General features: G+C 66.0%; 26 protein-coding genes. 17 read left to right on the top strand and 9 right to left on the bottom strand.

Annotated features, from left to right (window positions below):
* Positions 1-46 precede the first annotated feature (46 nt).
* From AC6LJW_RS22045 to AC6LJW_RS22025, 5 genes are all read left to right on the top strand, one after another.
* On the top strand, positions 47-817 hold the full coding sequence (locus AC6LJW_RS22045; protein WP_056560801.1) for an ABC transporter ATP-binding protein: 771 nt from the start codon (positions 47-49) through the stop codon (positions 815-817).
* A 69-nt stretch (positions 818-886) separates the two neighbouring features.
* A complete protein-coding gene (locus tag AC6LJW_RS22040; RefSeq protein WP_056560804.1) occupies positions 887-1,885 on the top strand; it encodes an ABC transporter substrate-binding protein in 999 nt (332 codons plus the stop codon).
* Positions 1,882-2,655 (top strand): ABC transporter permease, encoded by a 774-nt coding sequence (locus AC6LJW_RS22035; RefSeq protein WP_105238749.1) that lies wholly within the window; start codon positions 1,882-1,884, stop codon positions 2,653-2,655. Before AC6LJW_RS22040 ends, AC6LJW_RS22035 begins: the two co-directional genes overlap by 4 nt.
* Positions 2,656-2,665: 10 nt before the next feature.
* On the top strand, positions 2,666-3,472 hold the full coding sequence (locus AC6LJW_RS22030; protein ID WP_056560810.1) for a transporter substrate-binding domain-containing protein: 807 nt from the start codon (positions 2,666-2,668) through the stop codon (positions 3,470-3,472).
* Between the two features lie 44 nt (positions 3,473-3,516).
* Positions 3,517-4,104 carry an IMPACT family protein gene (locus AC6LJW_RS22025; protein WP_056566444.1) on the top strand — a complete coding sequence of 196 codons (588 nt, stop codon included), beginning with the start codon at positions 3,517-3,519 and terminating at the stop codon, positions 4,102-4,104.
* A 95-nt stretch (positions 4,105-4,199) separates the two neighbouring features.
* Here the strand turns inward: AC6LJW_RS22025 and AC6LJW_RS22020 are convergent, their stop codons facing one another.
* Positions 4,200-4,574, bottom strand: a complete 375-nt coding sequence (locus AC6LJW_RS22020; protein WP_006388150.1) for a thioredoxin family protein — start codon at positions 4,572-4,574, stop codon at positions 4,200-4,202.
* 166 nt (positions 4,575-4,740) lie between these two features.
* Positions 4,741-5,763: an LLM class flavin-dependent oxidoreductase gene (locus tag AC6LJW_RS22015; RefSeq protein WP_427984667.1), complete on the bottom strand. Its 1,023-nt coding sequence runs from the start codon at positions 5,761-5,763 to the stop codon at positions 4,741-4,743.
* A gap of 233 nt (positions 5,764-5,996) precedes the next feature.
* On the opposite strand from AC6LJW_RS22015, the gene AC6LJW_RS22010 reads away from it, so the two are divergent.
* Complete coding sequence (locus AC6LJW_RS22010; protein WP_498088248.1) at positions 5,997-6,350, top strand: VOC family protein; 354 nt, start codon at positions 5,997-5,999, stop codon at positions 6,348-6,350.
* Between the two features lie 53 nt (positions 6,351-6,403).
* On the opposite strand, the gene AC6LJW_RS22005 is transcribed toward AC6LJW_RS22010, so the two are convergent.
* Positions 6,404-7,696, bottom strand: a complete 1,293-nt coding sequence (locus AC6LJW_RS22005; protein WP_498088247.1) for an NCS2 family permease — start codon at positions 7,694-7,696, stop codon at positions 6,404-6,406.
* A 110-nt stretch (positions 7,697-7,806) separates the two neighbouring features.
* On the opposite strand from AC6LJW_RS22005, the gene tsaD reads away from it, so the two are divergent.
* On the top strand, positions 7,807-8,838 hold the full coding sequence (gene tsaD / locus AC6LJW_RS22000; RefSeq protein ID WP_498088246.1) for a tRNA (adenosine(37)-N6)-threonylcarbamoyltransferase complex transferase subunit TsaD: 1,032 nt from the start codon (positions 7,807-7,809) through the stop codon (positions 8,836-8,838).
* A 50-nt stretch (positions 8,839-8,888) separates the two neighbouring features.
* Here tsaD and plsY read toward each other — a convergent pair whose 3' ends face one another.
* Positions 8,889-9,527: a glycerol-3-phosphate 1-O-acyltransferase PlsY gene (gene plsY, locus AC6LJW_RS21995; RefSeq protein ID WP_313700688.1), complete on the bottom strand. Its 639-nt coding sequence runs from the start codon at positions 9,525-9,527 to the stop codon at positions 8,889-8,891.
* 94 nt (positions 9,528-9,621) lie between these two features.
* Between plsY and surE the strand changes: the two genes are divergently transcribed.
* The 7 genes from surE to rlmD all read left to right on the top strand — a co-directional run bounded on the left by surE (position 9,622) and on the right by rlmD (position 16,370).
* The gene (gene surE / locus AC6LJW_RS21990) at positions 9,622-10,380 is read left to right on the top strand and encodes a 5'/3'-nucleotidase SurE (RefSeq protein ID WP_056560829.1); all 759 of its coding nucleotides are present in this window, start codon (positions 9,622-9,624) and stop codon (positions 10,378-10,380) included.
* Positions 10,365-11,186 carry a protein-L-isoaspartate(D-aspartate) O-methyltransferase gene (locus AC6LJW_RS21985; protein ID WP_056560832.1) on the top strand — a complete coding sequence of 274 codons (822 nt, stop codon included), beginning with the start codon at positions 10,365-10,367 and terminating at the stop codon, positions 11,184-11,186. The genes surE and AC6LJW_RS21985 overlap by 16 nt, the downstream gene beginning before the upstream one ends.
* Before the next feature lie 16 nt (positions 11,187-11,202).
* Positions 11,203-12,063: a peptidoglycan DD-metalloendopeptidase family protein gene (locus AC6LJW_RS21980; RefSeq protein WP_056560836.1), complete on the top strand. Its 861-nt coding sequence runs from the start codon at positions 11,203-11,205 to the stop codon at positions 12,061-12,063.
* On the top strand, positions 12,060-12,839 hold the full coding sequence (locus AC6LJW_RS21975) for a 3'-5' exonuclease (RefSeq protein WP_056560839.1): 780 nt from the start codon (positions 12,060-12,062) through the stop codon (positions 12,837-12,839). The genes AC6LJW_RS21980 and AC6LJW_RS21975 overlap by 4 nt, the downstream gene beginning before the upstream one ends.
* A 191-nt stretch (positions 12,840-13,030) precedes the next feature.
* Positions 13,031-13,660: a hypothetical protein gene (locus AC6LJW_RS21970; RefSeq protein WP_056560842.1), complete on the top strand. Its 630-nt coding sequence runs from the start codon at positions 13,031-13,033 to the stop codon at positions 13,658-13,660.
* A gap of 350 nt (positions 13,661-14,010) precedes the next feature.
* Complete coding sequence (locus tag AC6LJW_RS21965; RefSeq protein ID WP_056560845.1) at positions 14,011-14,763, top strand: TorF family putative porin; 753 nt, start codon at positions 14,011-14,013, stop codon at positions 14,761-14,763.
* 113 nt (positions 14,764-14,876) lie between these two features.
* Positions 14,877-16,370 carry a 23S rRNA (uracil(1939)-C(5))-methyltransferase RlmD gene (gene rlmD / locus AC6LJW_RS21960; RefSeq protein WP_056560848.1) on the top strand — a complete coding sequence of 498 codons (1,494 nt, stop codon included), beginning with the start codon at positions 14,877-14,879 and terminating at the stop codon, positions 16,368-16,370.
* 47 nt (positions 16,371-16,417) lie between these two features.
* Here rlmD and cueR read toward each other — a convergent pair whose 3' ends face one another.
* Together cueR and AC6LJW_RS21950 are read right to left on the bottom strand one after the other, a co-directional pair.
* Entirely contained in the window at positions 16,418-16,810 is a 393-nt protein-coding gene (gene cueR, locus AC6LJW_RS21955) for a Cu(I)-responsive transcriptional regulator (RefSeq protein WP_056560851.1), read from the bottom strand.
* A complete protein-coding gene (locus tag AC6LJW_RS21950; protein ID WP_498088245.1) occupies positions 16,807-19,089 on the bottom strand; it encodes a heavy metal translocating P-type ATPase in 2,283 nt (760 codons plus the stop codon). Before AC6LJW_RS21950 ends, cueR begins: the two co-directional genes overlap by 4 nt.
* 153 nt (positions 19,090-19,242) lie before the next feature.
* Here AC6LJW_RS21950 and AC6LJW_RS21945 point away from each other — a divergent pair, with 153 nt between their 5' ends.
* The 3 genes from AC6LJW_RS21945 (at position 19,243) to AC6LJW_RS21935 (ending at position 22,055) form a co-directional block, all read left to right on the top strand.
* Entirely contained in the window at positions 19,243-19,443 is a 201-nt protein-coding gene (locus AC6LJW_RS21945; RefSeq protein WP_498088258.1) for a heavy-metal-associated domain-containing protein, read from the top strand.
* 177 nt (positions 19,444-19,620) lie between these two features.
* The gene (locus tag AC6LJW_RS21940) at positions 19,621-20,349 is read left to right on the top strand and encodes a glutathione peroxidase (RefSeq protein WP_056560857.1); all 729 of its coding nucleotides are present in this window, start codon (positions 19,621-19,623) and stop codon (positions 20,347-20,349) included.
* 275 nt (positions 20,350-20,624) lie between these two features.
* On the top strand, positions 20,625-22,055 hold the full coding sequence (locus AC6LJW_RS21935) for a dihydrolipoyl dehydrogenase (RefSeq protein WP_056560860.1): 1,431 nt from the start codon (positions 20,625-20,627) through the stop codon (positions 22,053-22,055).
* A 105-nt stretch (positions 22,056-22,160) separates the two neighbouring features.
* Here AC6LJW_RS21935 and AC6LJW_RS21930 read toward each other — a convergent pair whose 3' ends face one another.
* From AC6LJW_RS21930 to AC6LJW_RS21920, 3 genes are read right to left on the bottom strand one after another with little or no spacing between them, the layout of a single operon-like run.
* Positions 22,161-23,051: a 23S rRNA (adenine(2030)-N(6))-methyltransferase RlmJ gene (locus AC6LJW_RS21930; RefSeq protein WP_056560863.1), complete on the bottom strand. Its 891-nt coding sequence runs from the start codon at positions 23,049-23,051 to the stop codon at positions 22,161-22,163.
* A 13-nt stretch (positions 23,052-23,064) separates the two neighbouring features.
* A complete protein-coding gene (ugpQ, locus tag AC6LJW_RS21925; RefSeq protein ID WP_056560866.1) occupies positions 23,065-23,814 on the bottom strand; it encodes a glycerophosphodiester phosphodiesterase in 750 nt (249 codons plus the stop codon).
* Complete coding sequence (locus AC6LJW_RS21920; protein WP_498088257.1) at positions 23,811-25,136, bottom strand: M20/M25/M40 family metallo-hydrolase; 1,326 nt, start codon at positions 25,134-25,136, stop codon at positions 23,811-23,813. The genes ugpQ and AC6LJW_RS21920 overlap by 4 nt, the downstream gene beginning before the upstream one ends.
* Between the last annotated feature and the right edge of the window lie 20 nt (positions 25,137-25,156).

The raw sequence follows: 25,156 nt of genomic DNA, 5'->3' as shown, positions 1-25,156 counted from the left end.
TTGTTAGATTTGAGGCTCGTTTTCACGCGCGCTGACGATTCGTTCCATGAACCTGACTTTCGACCACGTCCACAAGCACTTCGGCGACCTGCCCGTCGTCGATGGCTTCACCAGTGAATTCAAGACCGGCGAGCTGGTCGCGCTGGTCGGCCCCTCCGGCTGCGGCAAGTCGACCTTGCTGCATCTGGCAGCAGGGCTCGAAATGCCCACGCAGGGCAATGTGCTTGCCGACGGCAACAAGGTCACGGGCCCCCATCCCAGCCGCACGCTGGTGTTCCAGGAACACGCCCTGTACCCCTGGCTGACGCTGGAAGACAACGTGGCGCTCGCCCTGGAATTCCAGAACACGCCCAAGAAGCCCGCCCGCGAAGCCGCACGCGGCTGGCTGGCGCGCGTCAGCCTGGAAGGCTTCGAACACTACTATCCCCATCAGGTCTCCGGCGGCATGCGCCAGCGCGCCGCGCTGGCCCGCGCATTCATTGCGCAGCCCCAGACCATGCTGATGGACGAACCCTTCGGCGCACTGGACGCACTGACCCGGCTCAGCCTGCAGGACGTGCTGCGCCAGCTCATCGCGCAAGAAAAGCCCACCGTGCTGCTGGTGACCCACGACGTCGACGAGGCGCTGTTCCTGGCCGATCGCATCGTCGTGTTCAGCCCGCGTCCGGCGCGGGTGCTGCGCGAATTCAACCTGGCCCACCGCACCAAGACGCACGACCTGTCCGACCTGGCCACCGAGAAGCGCGAAATCCTGCGTCTCCTGGGCATTGGTGTCGGCGGTTCGGACGCGCACGCGGACATCGCGCTGGCTGCCTGACCTTCTTTCCCAATACCCCACGGCCGCGCTCGGGCGCGGCCGCTTATCGAATTTCCTGGAGCTCCTCTGATGAAACTGAAGCAATGGTTGTCCCTGCCGCTGGCCGCGGCGCTGCTGGCGGCTGCCCCCGCGATGGCTGCCGAGAAGTTCCGCGTAGGCTATCTGCGCGTGATGGACGACGCGCAGGCAATCGTCGCGCAAGAGGGCGGGTACTACAAGAAGGCCGGCCTGGATTCCGAACTGATCGAATTCAAGTCGGGCACCGACCTCATCAAGGCAATCGTCGGCGGCCAGCTCGACATCGGCGTGCTCGGTTTCACCAACGCGGTCGCCTGGGCCTCCAAGGGCGCGGACCTGAAGGTGGTGGGCGGCGCGCAGCAGGGCTATCACTCGCTGATCGTGCGTGACGATTCCGGCATCAAGGACATCGCCGGTCTGAAGGGCAAGACGCTGGCCTCGCAAGCTGAAGGCAGCACCGCCGACGTGGTCCTGAAGGGCGTCGTGCTCAAGCAGGGCAATCTTTCCGCCGACGACGTCAACGTCATGGGCGTGAGCCCGGCCGTGGCCGTGCAGTCGCTGGTGGGCAAGCGCGTGGACGCGGCCTTCCTGTTCGAACCCTACGACCGCATCGCGCAACTGGTCGCGCCGGTCAAGCAGATCTACGAAGTGGGCCAGGCCTGGCCGTTCCCGTGCATGGTCGTCATCACCTCGGGCGAAACGCTGGCCAAGCGCAAGGACGATGTCTGGAAGGCGCTGGACGCGCAAAACCAGGCCATCACGCTGCTGCAGAAGGAACCTGAACAGGCCTCCAAGCTGATCGCGTCCTACTTCATCGCCGAACCGACGCTCAAGACGCTGGCCCGTGGCGAACTGCCCCGCGAAACCGTCATCACCGAGGCCATCAGCACGCAGGTGTTCACGCCCAAGCTGACGGAAAAGGACACGGCCCGCATGCAGGAAATCGCTGACATCCTGCAAGCCCAGGGTTCGCTCAAGACGCGCGACGGCAAACCGTACGACGTCTCCAGCATCGTCGACCTGTCCTGGCAAGAGGCTCGCAAGCTTTGAGCGCATCTACGCGAGTGACCGGCGCCCGCAAGCACCTCGCGGGCGTTTTGGGCGTCCTGTTCATCCTGGCGCTGTGGCAAATGGCGGCGTTCGCGCTGCCCGACTTCCTGATGCCGGGCGTGCCCGCCGTCGTCGAGCGGCTGTTCGAAGACCTGGGCAAGCAATCGTTCCACCAGAGCCTCATGGGCACGCTGGGACGGCTGGGCGCGGGCTATGGGCTGGCGCTGGCCGCCGGCGTGGGCTTCGGCCTTGTGGCCGCCGTGCTGTTCTTCTTTCGCGAAGTCCTGCGCAGCGCCATCGTCATCCTGCAGTCGATTCCGTCCATCGCGTGGGTACCGCTGTTTCTCATCGTGATGGGCTTTGGCAACACGCCCATCATCGTGGTCGTGGCGCTGTCGGCGTTCTTTCCGGCCGCGCTCAGCGTGATGAACGCCACCGAATCCGTGCAACGCGTCCACGTGTCGGCGGCGCGCGTCATGGGTGCGACGCGCTGGGGGCTGATCAAGCGGGTGTACCTGCCGGCGGTGATGCCCGAGCTCATCACCGGCGCGCAGTTGGCGTTCGGCAACGCCTGGCGGGCGCTGATCTCGGCCGAAATGCTGATCGGCTTCGGCAAGGGTCTGGGCCGGTCGCTGGCATATTCGGGCGAAATCGCGGATATGACCGGGGTCATGACCAACATCCTCGTGATTGCCGTGCTGGCCGCGCTGATCGACCAGTTCGTGCTTGAAAACCTCAAGCATCGTTTGCTGCGCTACCAATACGTCTGACCTCCTCATCATGATGTCCCGCATGCGTCCATTCGTCCTTGCCGCGGGCCTGCTGCTCGCGGGCTTTGCGCTGGCGCAGCCGGAGACCTTTTCGGCCGCGCGGGCGCGCGGTGAACTTGTCGTGGGCGTGCCGTATCTGGCGCCGCCGCCGGTCGCCGGCGCCAAGATCCGGACGCCCGAAGGCCTGGATGCCGCCATCACGGAAAAGCTGGGCGCCAGCCTGAAGCTGCCCGTGCGGCTGGTTCAGTTGCCAGCCGCTGACGCCGCTCGAGCGCTCAAGTCGGGCGAGGTGGATCTGGTGCTTGCGGACCGCGCCGACGGACAGCCGCACACCGTTGCAGTGCAAGCCACCGGCTACGCCGCACGGCCCAAGGCCGTGATCCGCACCGACACGCGGATGCGCAAACCCGCCGACGTGCAGGGCCGCAGCGTGTGCATGGCCGAGGCGGCCACGCAGGCGCAAGCCCTGGCGCAAAGTTGGGGCGCTGCCGTCAAGACCTACCGCGTACCGTCGGATGCGCTGGTTGCCGTGCGCGAAGGGGAGTGCGACATCGGTCTGGTCGACGACGCCGTCTGGGAGCCGCTGATGCGCTTTCCGGAATGGAAGAAGTTTTCGTCGACGCTGACCGCCGATGGCGCTCGCCAGGAACGGGTATGGCTGCTGCCCGCGCAGGACGATGCCTCGCGCGCCTGGCTCGGCCAGGAAATGCGCGCCTGGGACCGCGCCGGCGCCTGGAAGGCCATGACCACGAAATGGGCACGCGACGTTGCCTTCGACGTCTATCTGGATCAGGAAGTCCCTGACTGCCACGGCTAGCGCGGCAACGGCGCCTGCCGATCCGCGCACTTACAATGCCGGGCATGACGCACACGCTGACCGCTCCCTGCACCTTCCAGGAAGACATCAAGAAAAGCCGCTTCGCCGCGTATGCCGCGCCGGTCGCCACGATCGACGACGCCATGCGCTTCTTTGCCGAGCACAGCGATCCCGAAGCCACGCACAACTGCTGGGCCTACCGCATCGGACAGGAATACCGATTCAATGACGATGGCGAGCCCGGGGGCACCGCGGGCCGGCCAATCCTGCAGGCCATCGAAGGCCAGGACATGGATCGCGTGGCGGTGCTGGTGGTGCGCTGGTACGGCGGGATCAAGCTCGGTGCGGGCGGACTGGTGCGGGCCTACGGCGGCTGCGCGGCCAACTGCCTGCGGTTGGGAGACCGCACGGAAATCGTCGACCTGGCGACGGTGCGCTGCGCCTGCGGCTTCGGCGAGATGGCGCTGCTGAAATCACGGCTGGCGCAGGCAGGCGCCGCCATTCAGCAGGAAGACTACAACGCGGACGGCGTCACGCTAACGTTCACGGTGCCGCGCGCGGGCCTGCCTGAATTGGAAGTCACCGCGGCTAACATCACGCGCGGCCGATCCGCATGGGAAGTCGTTTCGTAGCCGGACCGCGCCCGCGCCGACAGACATGACCCGCTGCGGCGGGAAGCCGTTGTCCCGGTGCAAAAGGAAGGGGCCCGATCCGGGCCCCTTGCTGTTTACGCGTCCTGGCTGTCTTGCGCCGCGGCGATTTCCTGGTGGACCTTTTCCATGTCCACTTCCTTGATCTTGGCGAGCAGTTCATTGAGCTGACCGCCGGACAAGGCGCCCGGTTGCGAGAACAGCAGGACCTTTTCGCGGAAGACCATCAGCGTCGGAATCGAGCGGATGCCCAGCGCGCCAGCCAGTTCCTGCTCAACGTCGGTATTTACCTTGGCGAACGTGACGTCAGGATGCTCGGTGGCGGCCTGTTCGAATACGGGCGCGAAACCGCGGCAAGGGCCGCACCACGGCGCCCAGAAGTCGACGATGAGGGTGCCGTCCGGCGTGATGGCTTCCTGGAAGCTGTCTTTGGTGAGTTCAACAATACTCATGAGAAATCCTTGCCGCGTGGGCGGCGAAAAGCGGTGGCGGAGACGCCGGGGGCCTGCCCCGGTGCTGATTCGGCGACGCGTAGTGCCAAGCCCTGAAAGCCAATAGTAGAGCCGGTCCAGGCCGCGTCGCAATGGTTGGCGCCGTCAACGGCGCAGATTGCGGCCCTCAGGCCGCCGATTTCGTGGAGACGCCAGACCCGTTTTTCAGCGAAGCGACGATCTCGAACGAGCGCAGGCGGTCTGCGATGTCATAGAAGTCAGACACGATCATGACCTCGTCGGCTTGCGTTTCCGCGACCAGGGCCTCGAGCTCGCGTTTGACGGTGTCCGGGCCGCCCACGATCGACGCGCCCAATCGTTGATTGACCGCCTCGCGCTCCCATTCGTTCCACACGCCGTCCATGCTGTCGACCGGCGGCTGCAATTGCAGGCGATGGCCACGCACGAGCGAGAGGAACTTCAGTTGCTGCGTGGTCGACAAAAAGCGCGCGGCCTCGTCGGTTTCCGCGGCAATGACCGGCACGCCGATCATCGAGTAGGGGCGGTCCAGCGTCTTGGACGGTTTGAACAAGTGACGGTACAGGCGCATCGCGGCCATGCCTTCCGGCGAGAAGTGCCCGGCAAACGAGAAGGGCAGGCCAAGTTCAGCCGCCATGCGCGCGCTGAAGTCGCTGGAACCCAGCAGCCAGATCGGCACGTCCAGCCCTTCGCCGGGGATGGCGCGCACGGGCTGGCCGGGGCGCGAGGGTGCAAGAAAGGCGCGCAGTTCCTCGACCAGGGCCGGAAACTCAAGTCCGCTGCGCGGACTGCGGCGCAGCGCCTGTTGCGTGGCGCCGTCGCTGCCGGGCGCGCGGCCCAGGCCCAGGTCGATGCGGCCGGGGTACAGGGTTTCGAGCGTCCCGAACTGTTCAGCGATGATCAGCGGCGCGTGGTTGGGCAGCATGACGCCGCCTGAGCCGACGCGCAGCGTGCGGGTGTGGCCGGCCACGTGGCCAATCAGCACGGCCGTGGCGCTGCTGGCGATGCCATTGATGTTGTGGTGCTCGGCCAGCCAGAAGCGGTTGTAGCCCAGCTGCTCCACGTGCTGCGCCAGTGCGACCGTATTGCGGAACGCGTCCGCGGCATCGCGCCCCTGCACAATCGGGGCCAGGTCCAGCACGGAAAAGGGGATGTTCGCCAGGACGCTCATGCGTGCGCCTCCGCTGCGAAGGGACAGGCCGGCAGCGCGGAAATGAAAGGGGAAGGGCGCAAAATGTACTCCATATGCTGATCTACATGGGGAGTGTATCGGCGAATTCAACCGAGCCCGCCAGCAACCATGCCCTCGGCCGGGTTGATTGATTTTTCCGATCCCTACAATAGCGGCAGGACGCGAGGCATCGCATCGCCGCGCTTTTGCCATCCGCCACACAGGAGACGCGCATGGGCGCCAGCGGCAACAACAACCGCATCGACAACATCGAATTCAACGTCGCGGACATCGCGCGCAGCAAGCGCTTCTACGGCGAGGTCTTCGGGTGGACGTTCACGGATTACGGGCCTACCTACACCGAATTCACCGACGGCCGCCTGAAGGGCGGCTTCACGGCGGGGGAAGCCGTGCGTCCGGGCGGCCCCCTGGTGATCCTGTACGGCGACGACCTGGCCGCCACCCAGCAACGCATCACGGCCGCGGGAGGTCGCATCAGCCGCGACACGTTCACCTTTCCCGGCGGCAGCCGCTTCCATTTCACGGACCCGGACGGCTACGAACTGGCGGTGTGGACGGCGGGTTGAGGTGTCAGACATCCGGACTTCAAGGTGTCTGACACCTTGCCAACCAACCCCGCTTATTCCGGAAAGAACGCGTAGCGGATCACGAACAGCACGGCCACGAGCCACGTTGCCGGGTGCATGTCGCGCATCTTGCCCGTGGCGGTCTTGAGCACCACATAGCTGATGAAGCCGAACGCAATGCCGTTGGCGATCGAGTACGTGAACGGCATGACCAGCGCGGTCAGCGCGGCCGGCGTGGCTTCGCAGACGTCATTCCAGTCGATGTCGATGAGCTCGCGCATCATCAGTCCGGCGACGTAGAGCAGGGCGGGTGCGGTGGCGTAGGCCGGCACGGCGCCCGCCAGCGGCGAGATGAACAGTGCGGCCAGGAACAGCAGGCCCACGATCAGCGCCGTCATGCCGGTGCGCCCGCCGGCCTGCACGCCGGATGCGCTCTCGACGTAGGCGGTGGTGCTGCTGGTGCCCAGCATCGAGCCGGCCACGATGGCGGTGCTGTCCGCAAAGAGCGCGCGGCCCAGGCGATTGGGGCGGTCTTCGGGCACCAGGCCGGCGCGCTTGGCCACGCCCACCAGCGTGCCGGTGGCATCGAACACCTCGACCAGCACGAACACCAGAATCACGTGCACAAAGCCGGAATGCAGCGCGCCCATGATGTCCAGCTTGAAGAGCGTGGGCGACAGGCTGGGCGGCGCCGAAAAGATGCCCTTGAACTCGTTGTAGCCCATCACCATCGACAGCACCGTGACGACGATAATGCCGATCAGGATGGCACCGCGCACGCGCAGCGCATCCAGCGACGCGATCACGAAAAAGCCCAGGATGGCAAAGAGCGGACCGTGGGTGGTGAGATTGCCCAGCGTGACCTTGGTGGCCGGATGGGCGACCACGATGCCGGCGCTGGATAGCGCGATAATGGCCAGAAACAGCCCGATGCCGGCCGCAATGGCGCTGCGCAGCGAATGCGGGATGCCCTTGACCAGCCAGACCCGGATGCCGGATATCGTCAGGAACAGAAAGATGATGCCCGAGATGAACACCGCGCCCAGCGCCTGCTCCCAGGTGTAGCCCATGGTCTTGACCACGGTGAAGGCAAAGAAGGCGTTCAGGCCCATGCCGGGCGCCATGCCGATCGGCCAGTTGGCGATAAACGCCATCACCAGCGAGCCCAGCGCGGCGGCCAGGCAGGTCGCAACGAAGACCGCGTCTCGGTCCATGCCCGTCGAGGACAGGATGTCAGGATTGACGAAGATGATGTACGACATCGTCAGGAATGTCGTCAGGCCGGCCACGACTTCCGTTCTTGCGGTCGTGCCGTGCTCACGCAGCTTGAATAGCTTCTCCAGCATTCGAGTCCCCAGGGTTTTTGCAGGATTTTCAGGTTGTGGCGGGCAGGGCGGAAAGCCCCGTCCCATTCAAGAACCTGCGTATTTTCGCATCAGTTGTAAACTCTGCCGCCATGATCATTCTCGGCTTTGAAAGCTCCTGCGACGAAACCGGCGTCGCAGCAGTCTGTACGGAACGCGGCCTGCTCGCGCACGCGCTGCACACCCAGATCGCCATGCACCAGGAATATGGGGGCGTGGTGCCGGAACTTGCCTCGCGCGACCACATCCGCCGCGTGGTGCCGCTGACCCGCCAGGTGCTGCAAGATGCGGGCCTGCAGATGTCCGACATCGGCGCCGTCGCCTACACGGCGGGGCCCGGTCTCGCTGGCGCCTTGCTGGTCGGCGCCAGTGTTGCGCAGTCGTTCGCCTGGTCGCGCGGCTTGCCGGCCATCGGCATTCATCACCTCGAAGGCCATCTGCTGTCGCCGATGCTGGCCGATCCCCGGCCCGAGTTTCCCTTCATTGCCTTGCTGGTGTCCGGCGGACACACGCAACTCATGCGCGTGGACGGCGTAGGTCGCTACGAGCTGCTGGGTGAAACGCTGGATGACGCCGCGGGCGAGGCCTTCGACAAGTCCGCCAAGCTCATGGGGCTGGGTTATCCGGGCGGACCCGCGCTGTCCCGCCTGGCCGGCAGCGGTGACGCCTCGCGCTTCGACCTGCCGCGCCCCATGCTGCACAGCGGCGACCTGGACTTCAGTTTCAGTGGCCTGAAAACGGCCGTGCTGACCCGCGTCAAGGCGGCCGAGCAGAATGGCGCCCTGGACGAACAGACCCGCGCAGACCTGGCCGCATCGACGCAGGCGGCCATTGTCGAGGTGCTTGCGGCCAAGTCGATCCGCGCCTTGAAGCAGACCGGGCTGCGCCGGCTGGTCGTCGCAGGCGGGGTGGGGGCCAACCAGCTCCTGCGCGCCAAGCTCGAAGCCGCGCTCAAGCCGCTCAAGGCGCGCGCGTACTTCCCGCCGCTGGAGCTGTGTACCGACAACGGCGCCATGATCGCGTTCGCGGCGGCCGAGCGGGTGAAGGCCGGGTTGGCAACGCTGGACGCCAGCGCCCACAGCTTCACGGTCAAGCCGCGCTGGGATCTGGCCGATATCGCCTGAAATGAAAACGGGCGGCCAGGCCGCCCGTTCAATCCCCCATCGCGTGGGGATTACTTCTTCTTGCTGCCGATACGGCTTTCGGTGCCCTGGATCAACCGGGCGATGTTGGCGCGGTGGCGGTAGAAAAGCAGGATGCCGATGATCGCCAGCGCCACGCCCAGGGCCGGCTGCGCCTGCCACGCCAGCCCGGATCCGAACACGTAGTACACCGGGGCGAAGAACGCGGCCACCAGCGACGCCAGCGACGAATAGCGGAAGAAAATGGCGATGATCAGCCAGGTTGCCGCGGTGGCGACGGCCAGCCAGGGCTGGATGGCCACCAGCACGCCCAGCGCGGTCGCCACGCCCTTGCCGCCCTTGAATCCCAGAAACACGGGGTACAGGTGGCCGATGAAGGCGGCCAGCGCCACGCAGGCCAGGGCGACGGGGCCAATGCCGGGCGCCAGCTTCTCGGCCAGCCAGATCGCAAACCATCCTTTGGCGGCGTCCCCCAAAAGCGTCAGCGCGGCGGCGGTCTTGTTGCCGGTGCGCAGCACATTGGTGGCGCCCGGGTTCTTGGACCCGTAGCTGCGGGGGTCCTGCAGACCCATCAGCTTGCTGACCACCACGGCGAACGGCACGGAGCCGATCAGGTAGGCCAGCACGACAAGCGCGACGGAAAACGCCAGGGAGGGTTCGGTTATCGCCATGGGAAGGGAATCCGTTGTTGTAGTAATGGCTGCGGATTCTACCCCGGGTACAATCCGCAACGTCACCCGCGTTTTATTTTCTTTCGGATGCACAATGCGAATTCTGGTTTCGAACGATGATGGCTACTCGGCCCCTGGCCTTGAAGCGCTGGTAGCGGCGCTGGAGGGGCTGGGCGATTTGACCGTCGTTGCGCCCGAGACCAACCATAGCGGCGCCTCCAACTCGCTCACGCTGAACCGGCCGCTGTCGGTGCGCACCGCCTCCAACGGCTTCATCGCCGTCAACGGCACGCCGTCCGATTGCGTGCACGTCGCGCTGACCGGCCTCATGGATACGCGACCCGACCTGGTCGTGTCCGGCATCAACAACGGCGCCAACATGGGCGACGACACCCTCTATTCGGGCACCGTCGCGGCCGCCAGCGAAGGGTATCTGTTCGGCATCCCCGCCATTGCGTTCTCGCTGGCGGAAAAGGGCTGGGAGCACATCGACTCGGCCGCGCGCGCCGCCCGCCAGGTGGTCGAGCGCCATCTGGCCCAGCCGCTCGCGGCGCCGGTGCTGCTCAACGTCAACATCCCGAGCCGCCGTTTCGAAGACATGCACGGATTTGCGGTCACGCGGCTGGGCAAGCGGCATCCGTCGCAACCCGTCGTGCGCACCACCACGCCCTATGGCGACACGGTCTACTGGATCGGACCGGTCGGCCTGGCCGCCGACGCCACGCCCGGCACGGACTTCCACGCCGTCGAGCAGGGCATCGTGTCCGTCACGCCGTTGCGCCTGGACCTGACCCAGCACAGCCAGCTTGACGAGATCCGCACCTGGGCAGAGCCGCTATGCGCAAACGGATAAGCCAGCCGGACATCACGCCCGGCGCCGGCCGCAGCAGCCCGGCCCGCCACGACGCCGGCCGCCTGAGCCCAGGCTATACACCGGCCAACAGCAACACGCGCATCTCGGCCGCCACGTTGCAGCGGCAGGCGCAGGCGCCGGTGCCGCAAGCGGGCAGCAACCTTGGCCTGAACTCCGAACGGCTGCGCCAGGCCATGGTCCAGCGCCTGCGCACGCAAGGCATCACCGACGAACGCGTGCTGAATGCCATGGCCGCCGTGCCGCGCCACCTGTTCGTGGACGAGGCCCTTGCCAGCCGCGCGTATGAAGACGCCGCGTTGCCCATCGGCCATTCGCAAACCATTTCCCAGCCATGGGTTGTCGCGCGTATGATCGCGGCTGCTTGCGAAGACCGCGCACCCACCCGTGTGCTTGAGGTCGGCGCCGGTTGCGGTTACCAGGCCGCGGTGCTCGCGCAGTTCGTGCGCGACGTCCACACCATCGAACGCATACGCGGGCTGTATGAGCTGGCGCGCGAGCATTTACGCGCCTTGCGGCTCACCACAAGGATCCGGCTCATCTATGGAGACGGCACCTTGGGGCTGCCCGGCGTGGCGCCGTTCGATGCTATCGTTGTGGCTGCCGCAGGTCTGGCCATCCCGCAAGCGCTGCTGACGCAGCTTGCTCCGGGAGGCCGTCTCATCGCTCCCGAAGGGGGCTCGAACCAGCGCCTGGTTCTGATCGAACGCACGGGCGCGGCAAGCTGGAAAAGAACCGAACTAGAGGCCGTGCGCTTTGTGCCGCTACGGTCCGGAATACAATCTTGAGCGACAGGAGAAACGTATGCTCAACGGGCAGTTGCAACTGACCGATATGAATTTGGGCGCGTCCATGACGCGCCTTCGCCGCCCGCTCTTCGCAGTGGGGGTTCTCAGCCTCGCCATCCTGGCCGGCTGCGCATCCAAAGGTACTCGTGCCCCGGTGGTCGACATGACCGGCGGGCAACCCGCGCCGACGGCCACGTCCGGCAGCTATGTGGTCAAGCCGGGCGACACGCTCTACAAGATCGCGCGCGCCAACAACGTCGACATCGAAAACATCAAGCGCTGGAACAACATCAGCGACCCCAACCAGATCTCGGTGGGGCAGGTGCTGCGCATGTCCGGCAGCGCCACCGGCGGCGGCGCACAGACCGCGCCGATTGCCAGTAACCGGCCGCAGCCGCGGCCCCTCGACCAGCCCGAAACCCCCGCGGCCACCACGCCCGCACCTGATGCCACGCCCACGCCGCCTCCGGCGCCGGTCGACACGAAGCCGGCCACGCGTGCGGCCGACGCCGGTGTCATCAACTGGGCCTGGCCGGCCAACGGCCAGATCGTGCAGGCCTTCAATGCCAGCAGCAAGGGCATCGACATCGCCGGCGCGCTGGGCGACCCGATCACCGCCGCGGCGGATGGCCTGGTCAAGTACAGCGGCAATGGCGTGCGCGGCCTGGGCAACCTCATCATCGTCGAGCACCAGAACGGCTTCATTACGGCCTACGCGCACAACCGAGCGCTGCTCGTGAAGACCGGCCAGACGGTCAAGCGCGGCGCCAAGATCGCCGAACTCGGCCAGAGCGACACCACGTCGCCCCGCCTGCACTTTGAGATCCGCCGCCAGGGCACGCCGGTGGACCCGATGCAATACCTGCCGCCCAAATGACGCCCACCCTGGTATTCGACCTCGAGACCATCCCCGATGCCGACGGGCTGCGCAAGCTCAACGGCTGGGGCGCCGACGTGCCTGACCACGAAGTGGTCGAGCGCGCGCTGACCGCGCGGCGCGAGGCCGTGGGCCACGACTTCCTGCCGCTGCATCTGCACAAGGTGGCGGTGGTGGGCTGCGTGTTCCGCGACGACCAGGGCTTTCGCGTCAAGACGCTGGGCCAGCCGGACGATCCCGAAGCGGCCTTGCTCGCGGGCTTCTTCAAGACCATCGAGCGCTACACGCCCAAGCTCGTCAGCTGGAACGGCTCGGGCTTTGACCTGCCCGTGCTGCATTACCGCAGCCTGATCCAGGGCGTGCCGGCGCCGCGCTATTGGGACATGGGCGAAGAAGACCGTGACTTCAAGTTCAACAACTACATTTCGCGCTATCACACGCGTCACGTCGATCTGATGGACGTGCTGGCCAAGTACAACGGCCGCGCCAACGCGCCGCTCGACGAACTGGCCAAGCTTTGCGGCTTTCCCGGCAAGCTCGGGATGGACGGCAGCAAGGTCTGGGAGGCCTGGAGCACCGGCCGCGCCGACGAGGTGCGGGCGTACTGCGAAACCGACGTGGTCAATACGTGGCTGGTGTATTGCCGCTTCCGCTTCCTGCGTGGTGAACTCGACCGCACCGCCTACGAGGCCGAAATCGCGCTGGTGCGCGACACGCTCTCGGCCAGCGATGCGCTGCACTGGAAGGAATACATGGCGGCCTGGGACGCGGGCTGATCCGCGCGGGCAACCAGCCTGAACCCTTGCCCTTGCGCGGGGGGCAGGGCACATCGACGGGGCCTTCATGGCCCCGTTCTCGCATTTGCAGGGCAAGCAATCGACTGAAACAAGACGGCCGTAAACGAAACCTGGATGAAACCAGGCAGATCGCACAATGGCCTCGCTTTCTTCACTTTCAGGAGACCTTCATGTCCCGATTCGCTATCCGCTCCAATTTGGCCGTCCTTGCTATCGTCGCCGCGTCGAGCGGTTTCGCGGCTGGCTCCGCAATGGCTGCGCCTCCTCCTCCCGCCGAGGGCGGTCCGGCCGCCATGCACGAAGGCCATCGCGGCGGTGGTTTCCACAAGGGCATGCGTGACGGCCTGCTCATCCCCGGTCTGGGCCCCGTGTCCAAGGCCCAGGTTGCCGAGCTGAAACTCGACGCCAAGCAGGAAGCCCTGTTCAAGACCGCCCAGGAAGGGCAGCGCAGCCTGCACGAAGCGATGCGTGCCGACGGCGGCAAGCGCCATGACCTGCTCAAGTCGCAACTCGACAGCGGCAAGCTCGATCCCCGCGCGCTCGTCGAGCAGTCCGAAAAGCGCCGCGACGCGTTCGGCCCGCAGGCCAAGCAGGTGCGTGACCAATGGCTGGCCGTCTGGGATAGCCTGAACGACACGCAGCGCGGTCAGGTCACCAAGATCGTCAAGGAGCGCGAAGCCCGCATGGCCGAGCGCCACGCCAAGATGGAAGGCCGCCATGGCGACAAGGGTCGTCCCGGCAAGCCGGCTGCCCCCGCCGCTGGCGACGTCCCGCCGCCCGCACCGCCCAAGGCCAACTAAGGCTAGCTAGGGCCAACCAAGGCCAGCGACAGCCAACTCCGACCCCGGCACGCCGCGCGCGTGCCGGGGTTTTTTGTCGTGCCGCCATCCTCAATGGTTTTGCTGCTCCCGATTCCCCGTTTTGACGCATCCGCCCGGGCTGCGCCCCATAACAGGGCACCAGCGTGGTGCATCAACGGGCGCAACCGTGCGCGGCTCGGGCGCTGTCATCGCGCTGTCATCGCGCCGAAACCTGGCATGGACATTGCTTGAGGGAAGGTGAGCCGGCAGTACCCCTGCAGCAAGGCCGGCCAGCCGGATGCGCCATGCGCCGTCCGCTTTTTCGACAATCCGATCAGGACTCTCGCACCATGAAGAAGACGTTGCTAGCCTTGCCTTTTGCGCTTGCTGCTTGTTTTGCAGGGGTGGCGCAAGCCGAACCCACCGATCTGGGGGGCGGCTTCTCGCTCAGCGGTAATGCCACCATCGTCAGCGACTACCGGTTCCGGGGCTATTCCCAGACCGACTTCCGTCCTGCCGTCCAATTGGGGTTCGACCTGAACCACAGCTCGGGCTTCTACCTGGGTAACTGGAACTCCAATGTCTCCAGCTTCGTTTTCACCGACGGCAACCTGGAAATGGACTTCTATGGCGGCTGGAAGGGTGACGTGGGCGGCGGCTTCACGCTGGATGCAGGCGTGCTGCATTACTACTATCCCGGCTCCAGTTCCCCCAAGGGCGGCAACTACAACAACACGGACATTTATCTGGGCGCGTCCTACGGCAACTACAGCCTCAAATATTCGTACACGCCCAGCGACTTTTTCAGCACGCCGGACAGCAAGGGCACCTGGTATCTGGACGGAACGGCCACGTTCGACCTGGGCGACGGCTGGGGACTGCTGGGCCATCTGGGCTACCAGAAACTCAAGAACCAGACCAACATGGACGGCGACTCGATCGGGCACTACGTCGACTACAAGGTGGGCGTGACCAAGGACCTGAAAGGCTGGATCCTCGGCCTGGCGGCCGTCGGCGCCACCAAGGACAACTGGCTGCCCACCAAGTACGGCCACCCGTCGGGCCGCATCGGCGCCGTCTTCTCGGTGGCGCGCTCGTTCTGATGGCGGTAGCGGCGCCCTGAACGGCGCCGCTCCGGCCCCATCAAGGCCGATTTCCGGGATTGCACGAAGTCCTTCTACAATCATGGGTTGCGTGCAATTCTGGACTGCGTGAGATGTCTGACGTTTTGAGTATCGAATCCCTGGACCTGGAAGCCAGGGGGATCGCCCGTCGCGACGGGAAGGTCATTTTCGTGGAAGGCGCCTTGCCGGGCGAACGGGTCACCGCGGTCACGTTGCGCCGCAAGCCTTCCTATGAAACCGCCCGTGTCGACGAGGTGCTGCGCCCCTCATCGCAACGCGTGGAGCCCCGCTGCCCGCATTTTGGCGTCTGTGGCGGCTGTGCAATGCAGCACCTGGAACCCACCACGCAGGTGGCGATCAAGCAGCGCGCGCTCGAAGACACGTTCTGGCATGTCGGTAAGCTGCGCCCGGCGCTGATCCTGCCGCCGCTGCAGGGTCCGACCTGGGGCTACCGTTACCGCGCGCGCCTGTCCGTGCGCGTGGTGCCCAAGAAGGGCGGGGTGCTCGTGGGCTTTCACGAGCGCAAGAGCAGCTTCGTGGCCGACATGCGCGAATGCCATGTGTTGCCGCGTCACGTCAGCAATCTGCTGATCCCGTTGCGCGAAATGATCGCTTCCATGTCCGCGCCCGACCGCATGCCCCAGATCGAGGTGGCGCTTGGCGAAGGCGTGACGGCGCTGGTGCTGCGCCATCTGCTGCCGCTGACCGACGAGGACATTGCCATCCTGCGCGCCTTCGCGGCCAAGCACGACGTGCAATGGTGGCTGCAGTCCAAGGGTCCGGAGACGGTGCACGCGCTGGAGCCCGAGCACAACGACGCGCTGTCCTACACCATGCCGGAATTCGGCCTGCGCATGCCGTACCGGCCCACCGATTTCACGCAGGTCAACCACGCCATCAACCGCGCGATGGTGTCGCGCGCGCTCAAACTCCTGGACGTGCAGCCCACCGACCGCGTGGCCGATCTGTTCTGTGGCCTGGGCAACTTCACGCTGCCGCTCGCCACGCAAGGCCGAGAAGCCGTGGGCGTGGAGGGCAGCAAGGCCCTGACCGACCGCGCCTTCGATGCGGCATCGCGTCACGGCCTGGGCGATCGCACCAGCTTTGCCACGCTGAACCTCTTTGAAGTCGACGCCACCTGGCTGCGCAGCCTGGGCTACTTCGATCGCATGCTGATCGATCCGCCGCGCGAAGGCGCCCACGCGGTGTCGCAAGCGTTGTCCGACCTCACGTACGAAGAGCGTCCGCGCCGCATCGTCTACGTGTCCTGTAATCCCGGCACCTTGGCGCGAGACGCATCCATTCTCGTCCATGAAGGCGGCTACGTGCTCAAGAGCGCGGGCGTGATCAACATGTTCCCGCACACGGGCCATGTCGAATCCATCGCAGTGTTTGAAACGCTGGACGCCGAGGGCGTGCTGGAAGCGAAGGAACGCGCTCGTCAGCGCGCGATCCAGGCAGCGGCCGATGCGGCTGCCGCCGAGGAAGCCAAGCTTGCCGCAGCGGCTGAAAAGGCAGCGGCCAAGCAGGCTGCCACCGAGGCCTACGAGGCTCGCGTCGCCGCCGAGGCGCAGGCAGAACAGTAAACGGCAGCGGCGGGAAAACTCCCGCCGCGTGGCTGTATTGCGAACATTTAGTGCGAGCAGCCCAGGTTCTCAAGAATGGGGCAGTCGGGCCGCTCGTCGCCATGGCAATGCTGCGCCAGATGCTTGAGGGTGGCGGCCATTTCGCGCAGCGCCTCGGCCTTGCGCTCGAGTTCTTCAATGTGTTCCAGCGCAATGCGCTTCACGTCCGCGCTGGCGCGGCTGCGGTCCTGCCAAAGGGCCAGCAGCTCGTTCATCTGCTCCACGGAAAAACCCAGATCGCGCGCGCGGCGCACGAAGCGCAGCGTGTGCACGTCATGCTCGCTGTAGACCCGGTAGCCGGAATCCGTGCGCACGGCCGGGCCGATCAGGCCGATGCTCTCGTAATAGCGGATCATCTTGGCCGAGATGCCGGATTCCTTGGCGGCTTGTCCGATGTTCATGCTTGCCTCCCGTGGGGACGGAATGCCTTCAGGCGCAGCGCATTGCCCAGCACGAAGACGCTGGACAGCGCCATGGCCCCGGCTGCAAAGATCGGCGACAGCGACAGGCCGAAGGCCGGATACAGCGCGCCCGCGGCCAGCGGAATCAGCGCCGCGTTGTAGGCGAACGCCCAGAACAGGTTTTGCCGGATGTTGGCCAGCGTGGCGCGGCTGAGCGCGATGGCGTTGGGCACCCCGTGCAGGTCGTCGGCCATCAGCACGACGGACGCCGCCTCGATCGCGACGTCCGTGCCGGTGCCGATGGCGATGCCGGTGTCTGCCGCAGCCAGCGCGGGCGCATCGTTGATGCCGTCGCCCACGAACGCCACCTTGCGGCCGCCTTCGCGCAGCGTGGCGATCGCCTGAACCTTGCCGTCCGGCAGCACCTCGGCGCGCACTTCGTCAATGCCCAACTGGCGCGCGACCGCCTGGGCGGTGTGGCGGTTGTCGCCCGTGATCATCGCGGTCTTCAGGCCTTGCGCGTGCAGTGCGGCAATGGCGGATACGGCCGAGGGTTTGACCGGGTCCGTCACGGCCATCATGGCGGCCGCCTGGCCGTCGATGGCGACGTAGATCGGCGTCTTGCCTTCGTTGCCCCAGTCGGCGGCACGCGCGCCGAATGCGCTGACGTCGACGCCGCGCTCGGCCATCAGGCGCGCCGCGCCCGCCAGCACCGTGCGGCCCGCCACCGTGGCTTCGACGCCCGCGCCGGTGATCGCGGCAAAGCCTTCGGCCGCCAGCAGTTCGATCTTGCGTTCCGCGGCCGCGGCCACGATGGCCAGCGCGATCGGATGCTCGGAGCGCGCCTGCACCGAGGCCACCCACTGCAACACCTGTTGCGCATCCTGGCCCGGCGACGGCGCCAGTTCGGTCAGCGTGGGCTTGCCCAACGTCAGCGTGCCTGTCTTGTCGAAGGCCACCACATTGACGTCGCGCAGCGTCTGCAACGCATCGCCCTGACGGAACAGCACGCCCATCTCGGCGGCGCGTCCCGTGCCCACCATGATCGACGTGGGCGTGGCCAGCCCCATGGCGCACGGGCAGGCAATGATCAGCACGGCCACCGCGTTGACCAGCGCATGCGACAGCGCCGGTTCGGGGCCCAGGAAGAACCACGTCAGGAAGGTGAGCAGGGCGGCCGCCATGACCGCCGGAACGAACCAGGCGGTCACCTGGTCCACCATCGCCTGGATCGGCAGCCGCGCACCCTGGGCGGCTTCGACCATGCGGATGATCCGGGCCAGCATGGTGTCCGCGCCGGTGTGCGTGACGCGCAACGTAAAGCTGCCCGATGTATTCAGCGTCCCGCCGGTGGCCTGCATGCCCGGCTGCTTTTCCACCGGCACCGGCTCGCCCGTCAACATGGATTCGTCGACATACGAGCTGCCTTCGATGATGTCGCCGTCCAGCGGAATCTTCTCGCCTGGCCGCACCATCACGACGTCGCCGGTGCGCACGCGTTCGATCTCGATGTCCTGCGCCTGGCCGTCCCGCAGCACGCGCGCCGTGCGCGGCTGCAGCCCGATCAGCCGCTTGATGGCCGCGCCGGTCTTGCCCTTGGCGCGCGCTTCCAGCATGCGACCCAGCAGGATCAGCGTGACAATGACCGCGGCAGCTTCGAAGTAGACGTTGCGCGCCGCATCCGGCAGCAAGCCCGGCGCAAAGGTGGCGACGACCGAATAGCCCCAGGCCGCGCCCGCGCCCAACGCCACCAGCGAATTCATTTCGGGCGCGCGGCGCCACAACGCCACAAGGCCCTTGGTGAAGAACTGCCGTCCCGGCCACACCAGCACGGCGGTAGTCAGCACGAACTGCAGCAGCCAACTGTTTTGCCGCCCGATCGTGTCCAACACCCAGTGGTGCATGGCGGGAATCAGGTGCGATCCCATTTCCAGCGCAAACACCGGCAACGTCAGGACCAACGCGGCGATGAATGCGCCTTGCAGGCGATGCGCCTCGGCGTCGCGCGCTTGCGACTGCCGTTCGGCATGGTCGTCCTGGGCGGCGATCGGACGCGCCTCGTAGCCCATCTTGCTGACGGCGGCGACCAATGCCTGCGGCTCGGCGGCAGCCGGATCGAACGAGACCAGGGCGCGCTCAGTCGCAAGGTTGACTTGCGCTTGCGCAACGCCGGGAACATTCGTCAGGGCTTTTTCCACGCGCTTGACGCATGATGCGCAGGTCATGCCTTCGATGGCGAGTTCCAATTCGGAAAATGAGGACGAGCGTGCTGCGTGCATGACTATCTCGGTCTGGATGGGAACGCCCAGTTTCATCCTTCCCATTATGGGAAGGTCAAGCGCCATTCTACGCTTGACCTTGACATGATGGGAACGTTTAACCTGCCCGACATGGTGGCACAAGCGCCGCCCGTCAACCTTCTGGAGAAAACCATGAGCTTCGCTTTCCAAGTGCCCGACATGACCTGCGGCCATTGCGTCAAGACGATCACCGGCGCCGTCAATCAAGCGGTCCCCAGTGCCGTCGTCGCCGTGGATCTTCCCGCGCATCTCGTCACCGTCACGGGTACCGACCAGGCCGACAAGGTCGAAGCCGCCATCCGTGACGCGGGGTACGAGCCGGCTCGTGTTTGAAGACACGCACCCTGTAGTGTGATAGCTTCAATCTTTCGATATTAATTGAGTTATCGGCGTAAACTATCAATCAATTAAATTAATTAAATTGGATTGTTTGATAGATGAGATTTATGATTCTTTTCATGGCGGGCCAGAAACCCGCCACTTAAGTTAGCAAACCAAGGAGAGAATCGAATGCTGCAAAACCGCGAAGGCCAACGTGTTCCGAATGTGACGTTCCCCGTTCGTGAGGACAACACGTGGAAGAAGGTCACGACCGACGATCTGTTCAAGAACAAGACGGTCGTGGTCTTCTCGCTTCCCGGCGCTTTCACGCCGACCTGCTCGTCCACCCACCTGCCGCGCTACAACGAACTGGCTCCCGCGTTCTTCGCCGCCGGCGTCGATAGCGTCGTCTGCGTGTCGGTCAACGACACCTTCGTCATGAACGAATGGGCCAAGGACCAGGAATCGGCCAACATCACGCTGCTGCCCGACGGCAACGGCGCCTTCACCGAAGGCATGGGCATGCTCGTCGACAAGAGCGACCTTGGCTTCGGCAAGCGTAGCTGGCGCTATTCCATGCTGGTCAAGGACGGTGTCGTCGAAAAGATGTTCATCGAGCCGGAAAAGGAAGGTGATCCGTTTGAAGTGTCGGACGCCGACACCATGCTGGCCCACTTCGCGCCGTCGGCCAAGAAGCCGGACCAGGTGGTCGTGTTCTCCAAGCCGGGTTGCCCGTTCTGCGTCGAAGCCAAGGCGCTGCTGGACAGCAAGGGCTACGCCCCGATCGAGATCCCGCTGGAAAACAAGGTCCGCGGCCGCGTGATCGGCGCAGTGTCCGGCAAGGGCACCGCTCCGCAGGTGTTCATCAACGGCGCCCTGATTGGTGGCCTGGAAGACCTGAAGGCGCACTTCGCCTGATACACCGGCGAGACGGCCGGGCAGGGGGCATGGCCTCCGCCCGGTCACCCGCACGCGCGGCGGTTGATTCCGCACTGCCCGTCGCGCTTCCCGGCGCATGGGCCGGCAGCGTAGCTGCCGCGCCATTCCCGCAAGTTTCCCTTCTTTTGCGCCCTTGTGCGGGCGCCGTGCGTCCGCAATCAGGACGCGGGACGGCGTTCGCCCCGAGGGCACGCAACAAGGCGGAATTTGCCTTCACATTCTGATCATTACGCGACAACGGGGGACTCCCAATCATGAAGACGCTGCATACCGACATTGCTGTCATCGGCGCCGGCACCGCAGGCCTGGCCGCTTATCGCGCCGCGAAGGCCGCGGGCAAGCGCGCGCTGCTTATCGAAGGCGGCCCTTATGGCACGACCTGCGCCCGGGTTGGCTGCATGCCGTCCAAGCTGTTGATCGCGGCGGCCGAAGCGGCCCACGCGGCGGCGCATACCGATGCGTTCGGCGTGCACGTCGGCGGAGAGATCACCGTCGACGGCGCCGAGGTCATGGACCGGGTCAAGCGCGAGCGCGACCGTTTCGTGGGCTTCGTGGTCGAGGGCGTGGAGAACATTCCTGCCGAAGACAAGGTGCGCGGCTATGCGAAATTCGTGTCCGACACCGTGCTGCGCGTGGACGACCACACCGAAATCCAGGCGTCGCGAGTCGTGATCGCCACCGGCTCGCGCCCGTCCGTGCCGCCGCCTTTGCGCGCGCTGGGCGATCGCCTCGTCGTGAACGATGACGTGTTCGCGTGGGACGACCTGCCGAACCGTGTCGCGGTCTTTGGTCCGGGCGTGATCGGGCTGGAACTGGGCCAGGCGCTCGCCCGCCTGGGCGTGGAAGTGCGCGTGTTCGGCATGAGCGGCAGCCTGGGCGGGATCAGCGATCCGCAGGTGCGGCAGACGGCCCGCAAGATCTTCCAGCGCGAGTTCTACCTGGACACGGACGCCCGCGTCCTGGAGACGAGCCGCGTCGGCGACGAGGTGGAGGTGCGTTACGTGGCGCTGGACAACAGCGAGCGCACCGAGCGCTTCGACTATGCGCTGGTCGCCACGGGCCGCCGCGCCAACGTCGATGGCCTGGGGCTGGAAAACACGTCGCTGGCGCTGAACGCGCAAGGCGTGCCGCAATTTGACCGGCTGACGATGCAGGCGGGCAACTCGCCCATCTTCATCGCTGGCGACGCCAACGCTGACGCGCCGCTCTTGCACGAGGCCGCCGACGAAGGCCGCATTGCCGGCGAAAACGCGGCGCGCTTTCCCGAGGTGCGCCAGGGCCTGCGGCGTGCGCCGCTGGGCGTGGTGTTTTCGGATCCGCAGATCGCGCTGGTCGGCGCCGGCCACGCGAAGCTGGTGCCCGGCACGTTCGTCACCGGTGCGGTCGATTTTAGCGACCAGGGCCGTTCGCGCGTCATGCTCAAGAACCGCGGCATGCTGCACGTGTACGCCGACATTGAATCGGGCCGCTTTGTGGGCGCCGAGATGATCGGTCCCAGCGCGGAGCACATCGGTCACCTGCTGGCCTGGGCCGTGCAGCAGGAACTCACGGTGGCGCGCATGCTGGAAATGCCGTTCTACCACCCCGTGATCGAAGAAGGTCTGCGCACCGCGCTGCGTGACGCCGCCTCGAAGCTGGCGCTGGCGCAAGAAGCCCTGCGCCAGGCCGACGTCGAAACGGTCTGAGCGCCGCGAACGTAGACGGGGCCGCGAACGCAAAAAGGGCCGCGCCATGAAGGCGCGGCCATTTGTCGTCTGCGCCGCGGCATTGCCCCGGCGCAGTGTGCCGCTTCAGTCGTCCGACTGTTTCTTCGGAACCGGGAACGGATTCTCGCGATACTGCAGTGTGAAGCCGGCCCGCTCGTCCTGCCCCAATTCGCGGGCCAGATACGGCATGGCCTGTTTCAGCGCGTCGTGCAGCGTCCAGGGCGGATTGATGAGGAACATGCCGCTGCCGTGCAGGCCATAACCGTCAATGGTCGCCTTCTTGACCGTCAGGGTGGCATGCAGCCAGCTCTTGACCTTCAGGTTCTCGAAATGGCGCGCCATCTCGCTGGCCTCGCGCCGTTGCACCAGCGGATACCAGATGGCATAGGTGCCGGTGGCAAAGCGCTTGATGCACTCCTTCACCGTGAGGAGCGTGCGGCGGTAGTCGTGCTTGTCTTCATACGACGGGTCGATCAGCACCATGCCGCGCCGCGTGGGCGGCGGCAGCAGCGCCTTGACGCCCTCGAAGCCGTCGTCGCCGTAGATCGTGGTCTGGCGCTGCGCGGCGCGGCCCTGGTGTTCCAGGTTGCCCACCAGCGTGTCGATTTCGGTGGGGTGCATCTCGAACAGGCGCAGGCGGTCGGACGGGCGCAACGCGTCCAGCGTCAGCCAGGGCGAGCCGGGATAGCGGCGCAGCCGGCCGTTGGTGTTGTAGTCGCGGATGCGCGCGACGTAATCGGCCAGCAGCGGCGGCAAGTCCTTCGCTTCCCACAGACGGCCGATGCCGTCCGCGAACTCGGACGTCTTGGCTGCCCAATCGCTGTCCAGGCTGTACAGGCCGGCGCCCGCGTGGGTGTCGATGACCCAGTACGGGGCGTCTTTCTTGTTGAAGTAGTCCAGGGTATGGACCAGGATGGCGTGCTTGAGCACGTCGGCATGGTTGCCGGCGTGAAAGGCGTGGCGGTAGCTGAACACGGGGCTTTCTGCCTCAGGCGGCGGGCCGGATGGCGGCCAGCTCGTCAGTGAAAATGCCGTCGATGCCCCAGTCGAGCAGCAGGCGCGCGCGCTCGGGGTCATTGACGGTCCAGGCCGCGATCCGGTAGCCGGCGGCGTGCACGGCGTCGATCAGTTCGCGGGTGGCGTCCTTCTGGTTGATGTTGAGCGCCACGCACTCGTATTTGGCAAGGCGATCGCGCCAGTCGGCGGGCACCTTTTCCACCAGCAGCGCGCGCGGCAGTTCGGGCGCGGCCTGGCGGGCGGCCTCCAGGGCTTCCTCGGCAAACGAGGACAGCAGCGGCGCCGTGCCGGCGCCTTGCCACAGTTCGCGGGCCGCCAGGGCGACGGCGCGGCCGGTTTCGGCTTCGCGGCCGGGGCAGGGCTTGATCTCGACGTTGCTGGCGATGCCGTTGGCCACCGTATAGCGCGCGACGGCGGCAAAGGTGGGGAGCGGTTCGCCGGCGTAGGCCGCCGAATGCCAGCTTCCGAAATCAAGCTGGGCCAGCTCGGCGTAGGTTTTGGCGGCTGCGGGGCCTTTGCCGTTGGAGGTGCGGTCGACGTCGTCGTCGTGCATCAGCACCAGCACGTTGTCGCTGCTGAGCTTCACGTCGTATTCGAACATGGTGAAGCCGTGTTCGGCGCCGACGCGCATGGCGGCCAGCGTGTTCTCCGGGGCCAGACGGCCGCCGCCGCGGTGCGCGATGGTGCGGGAGTACGGCCAGGAGGGAAGGTTTGCGGTCATTTGGTGCTGCTTTGGGGTTCTTTTGAGACAGGTTGCAAGGATACCTTGTTCTGCGAGACGTCCATGATCATGCGCGTGGCCAGATACAGGCGCGGCACGATGCTGTTGACCAGGATGTATTCGGCATCATTCGAATGCGCGCCGAATCCGCTCAAGCCCATGCCCTCGATGACGGGGCCGCGGGCCTTGAGCGCCGCGAAGGCGGCATCCGTGCCGCCGCCGCTGGCCCGGTCCACCACCTTCAGCGGCAGGTCGAGCTCCTGGTAGATCTTCACGCCGTGCTGGGCGAGGGCGCGCGACGCCGCGGTCGCTTCCAGCGGCGGGCGGCGGACCTCGAATTTCACGCTGACTTTGGATTCGGGCAGCAGCTTCTTCTGGACGCGTTCCTCCAGGGTGCGCGACAGGGCGTCGAAGTCGGACACGCGCAGGGCGCGGGCGTCGCCCTGGGCTGTGGCCAGTCCCGGGATGACGTTGCGGTTGGTGCCTGCCTGGGCGACGGTCCAGTTCAGCTTCAGCCCCTCGTCGGGCTTGGAGAGATCGTCAAGCTGCAAGAGCTGGTGCGACAGCTCGTAGAGCGCGTTGACGCCACCCTCTGGCCGGGCGCCCGCGTGCGAGGTCTTGCCTTGCACGGTCAGGTACGCCGCGCCGATGCCGCTGGTGGCCAGCGTCAGACGCGGTTCCATGCCGCCGCCCTCGAACGAAAAGACTGCATCCTGATCGGCGCCCAGGCGGGTGATCGTGCTGCGCGCTCCCGGCGAGCTGATCTCTTCGTCCCCGTTGATCAGCACGGTCAGCGTGCCGTAGTCGGAAAACTTCAGTGTTTTCAGAAGCGCGATGGTGTGCAGGATGGCCGCCACGCCGTGCTTGTCGTCCGCGATTCCAAGGCCGTAAGCCTTGTCGCCATCGATCCGGAACGGCTGGTCCTTCAGCATGCCGTTGCGGTACACGGTGTCCATGTGGGCGATCAGCATGATCTTCTTGGTGCCGCCGCCCTTGAATTGCGCATGGACCATCGGCCCGACCTTCTCGGGGGTGTCGTCAAGCTGGAAGACGTCGGCCGGCGCAATGATCTCGACGGTGCCGCCTAGTTCCTTGAGCCGGTCACGGATCAGTTCGGCGATGCGTTCGACGCCCTCGACGTCCTTGCTGCCCGATTCGATGTTCACCAGATCGCGCATCGTATCGAGCATGGCCTGCTGCTGGCCCTTGGCCGCGTCCAGCACGTTGGTCACGGGCGCGGCCGGCGCGGCGTGGGCGAAGCCCAGAATCGCCAGGGCGGCGCAGGATTTCAGAAGAGGCAGGCGGTAAGGCATGAACGGCATCGTGGGGGACCTTTTTTGCG

This window comes from Achromobacter sp. 1012554356 (assembly GCF_059760815.1).
This window is presented reverse-complemented; position numbering and strand designations above follow the sequence as displayed.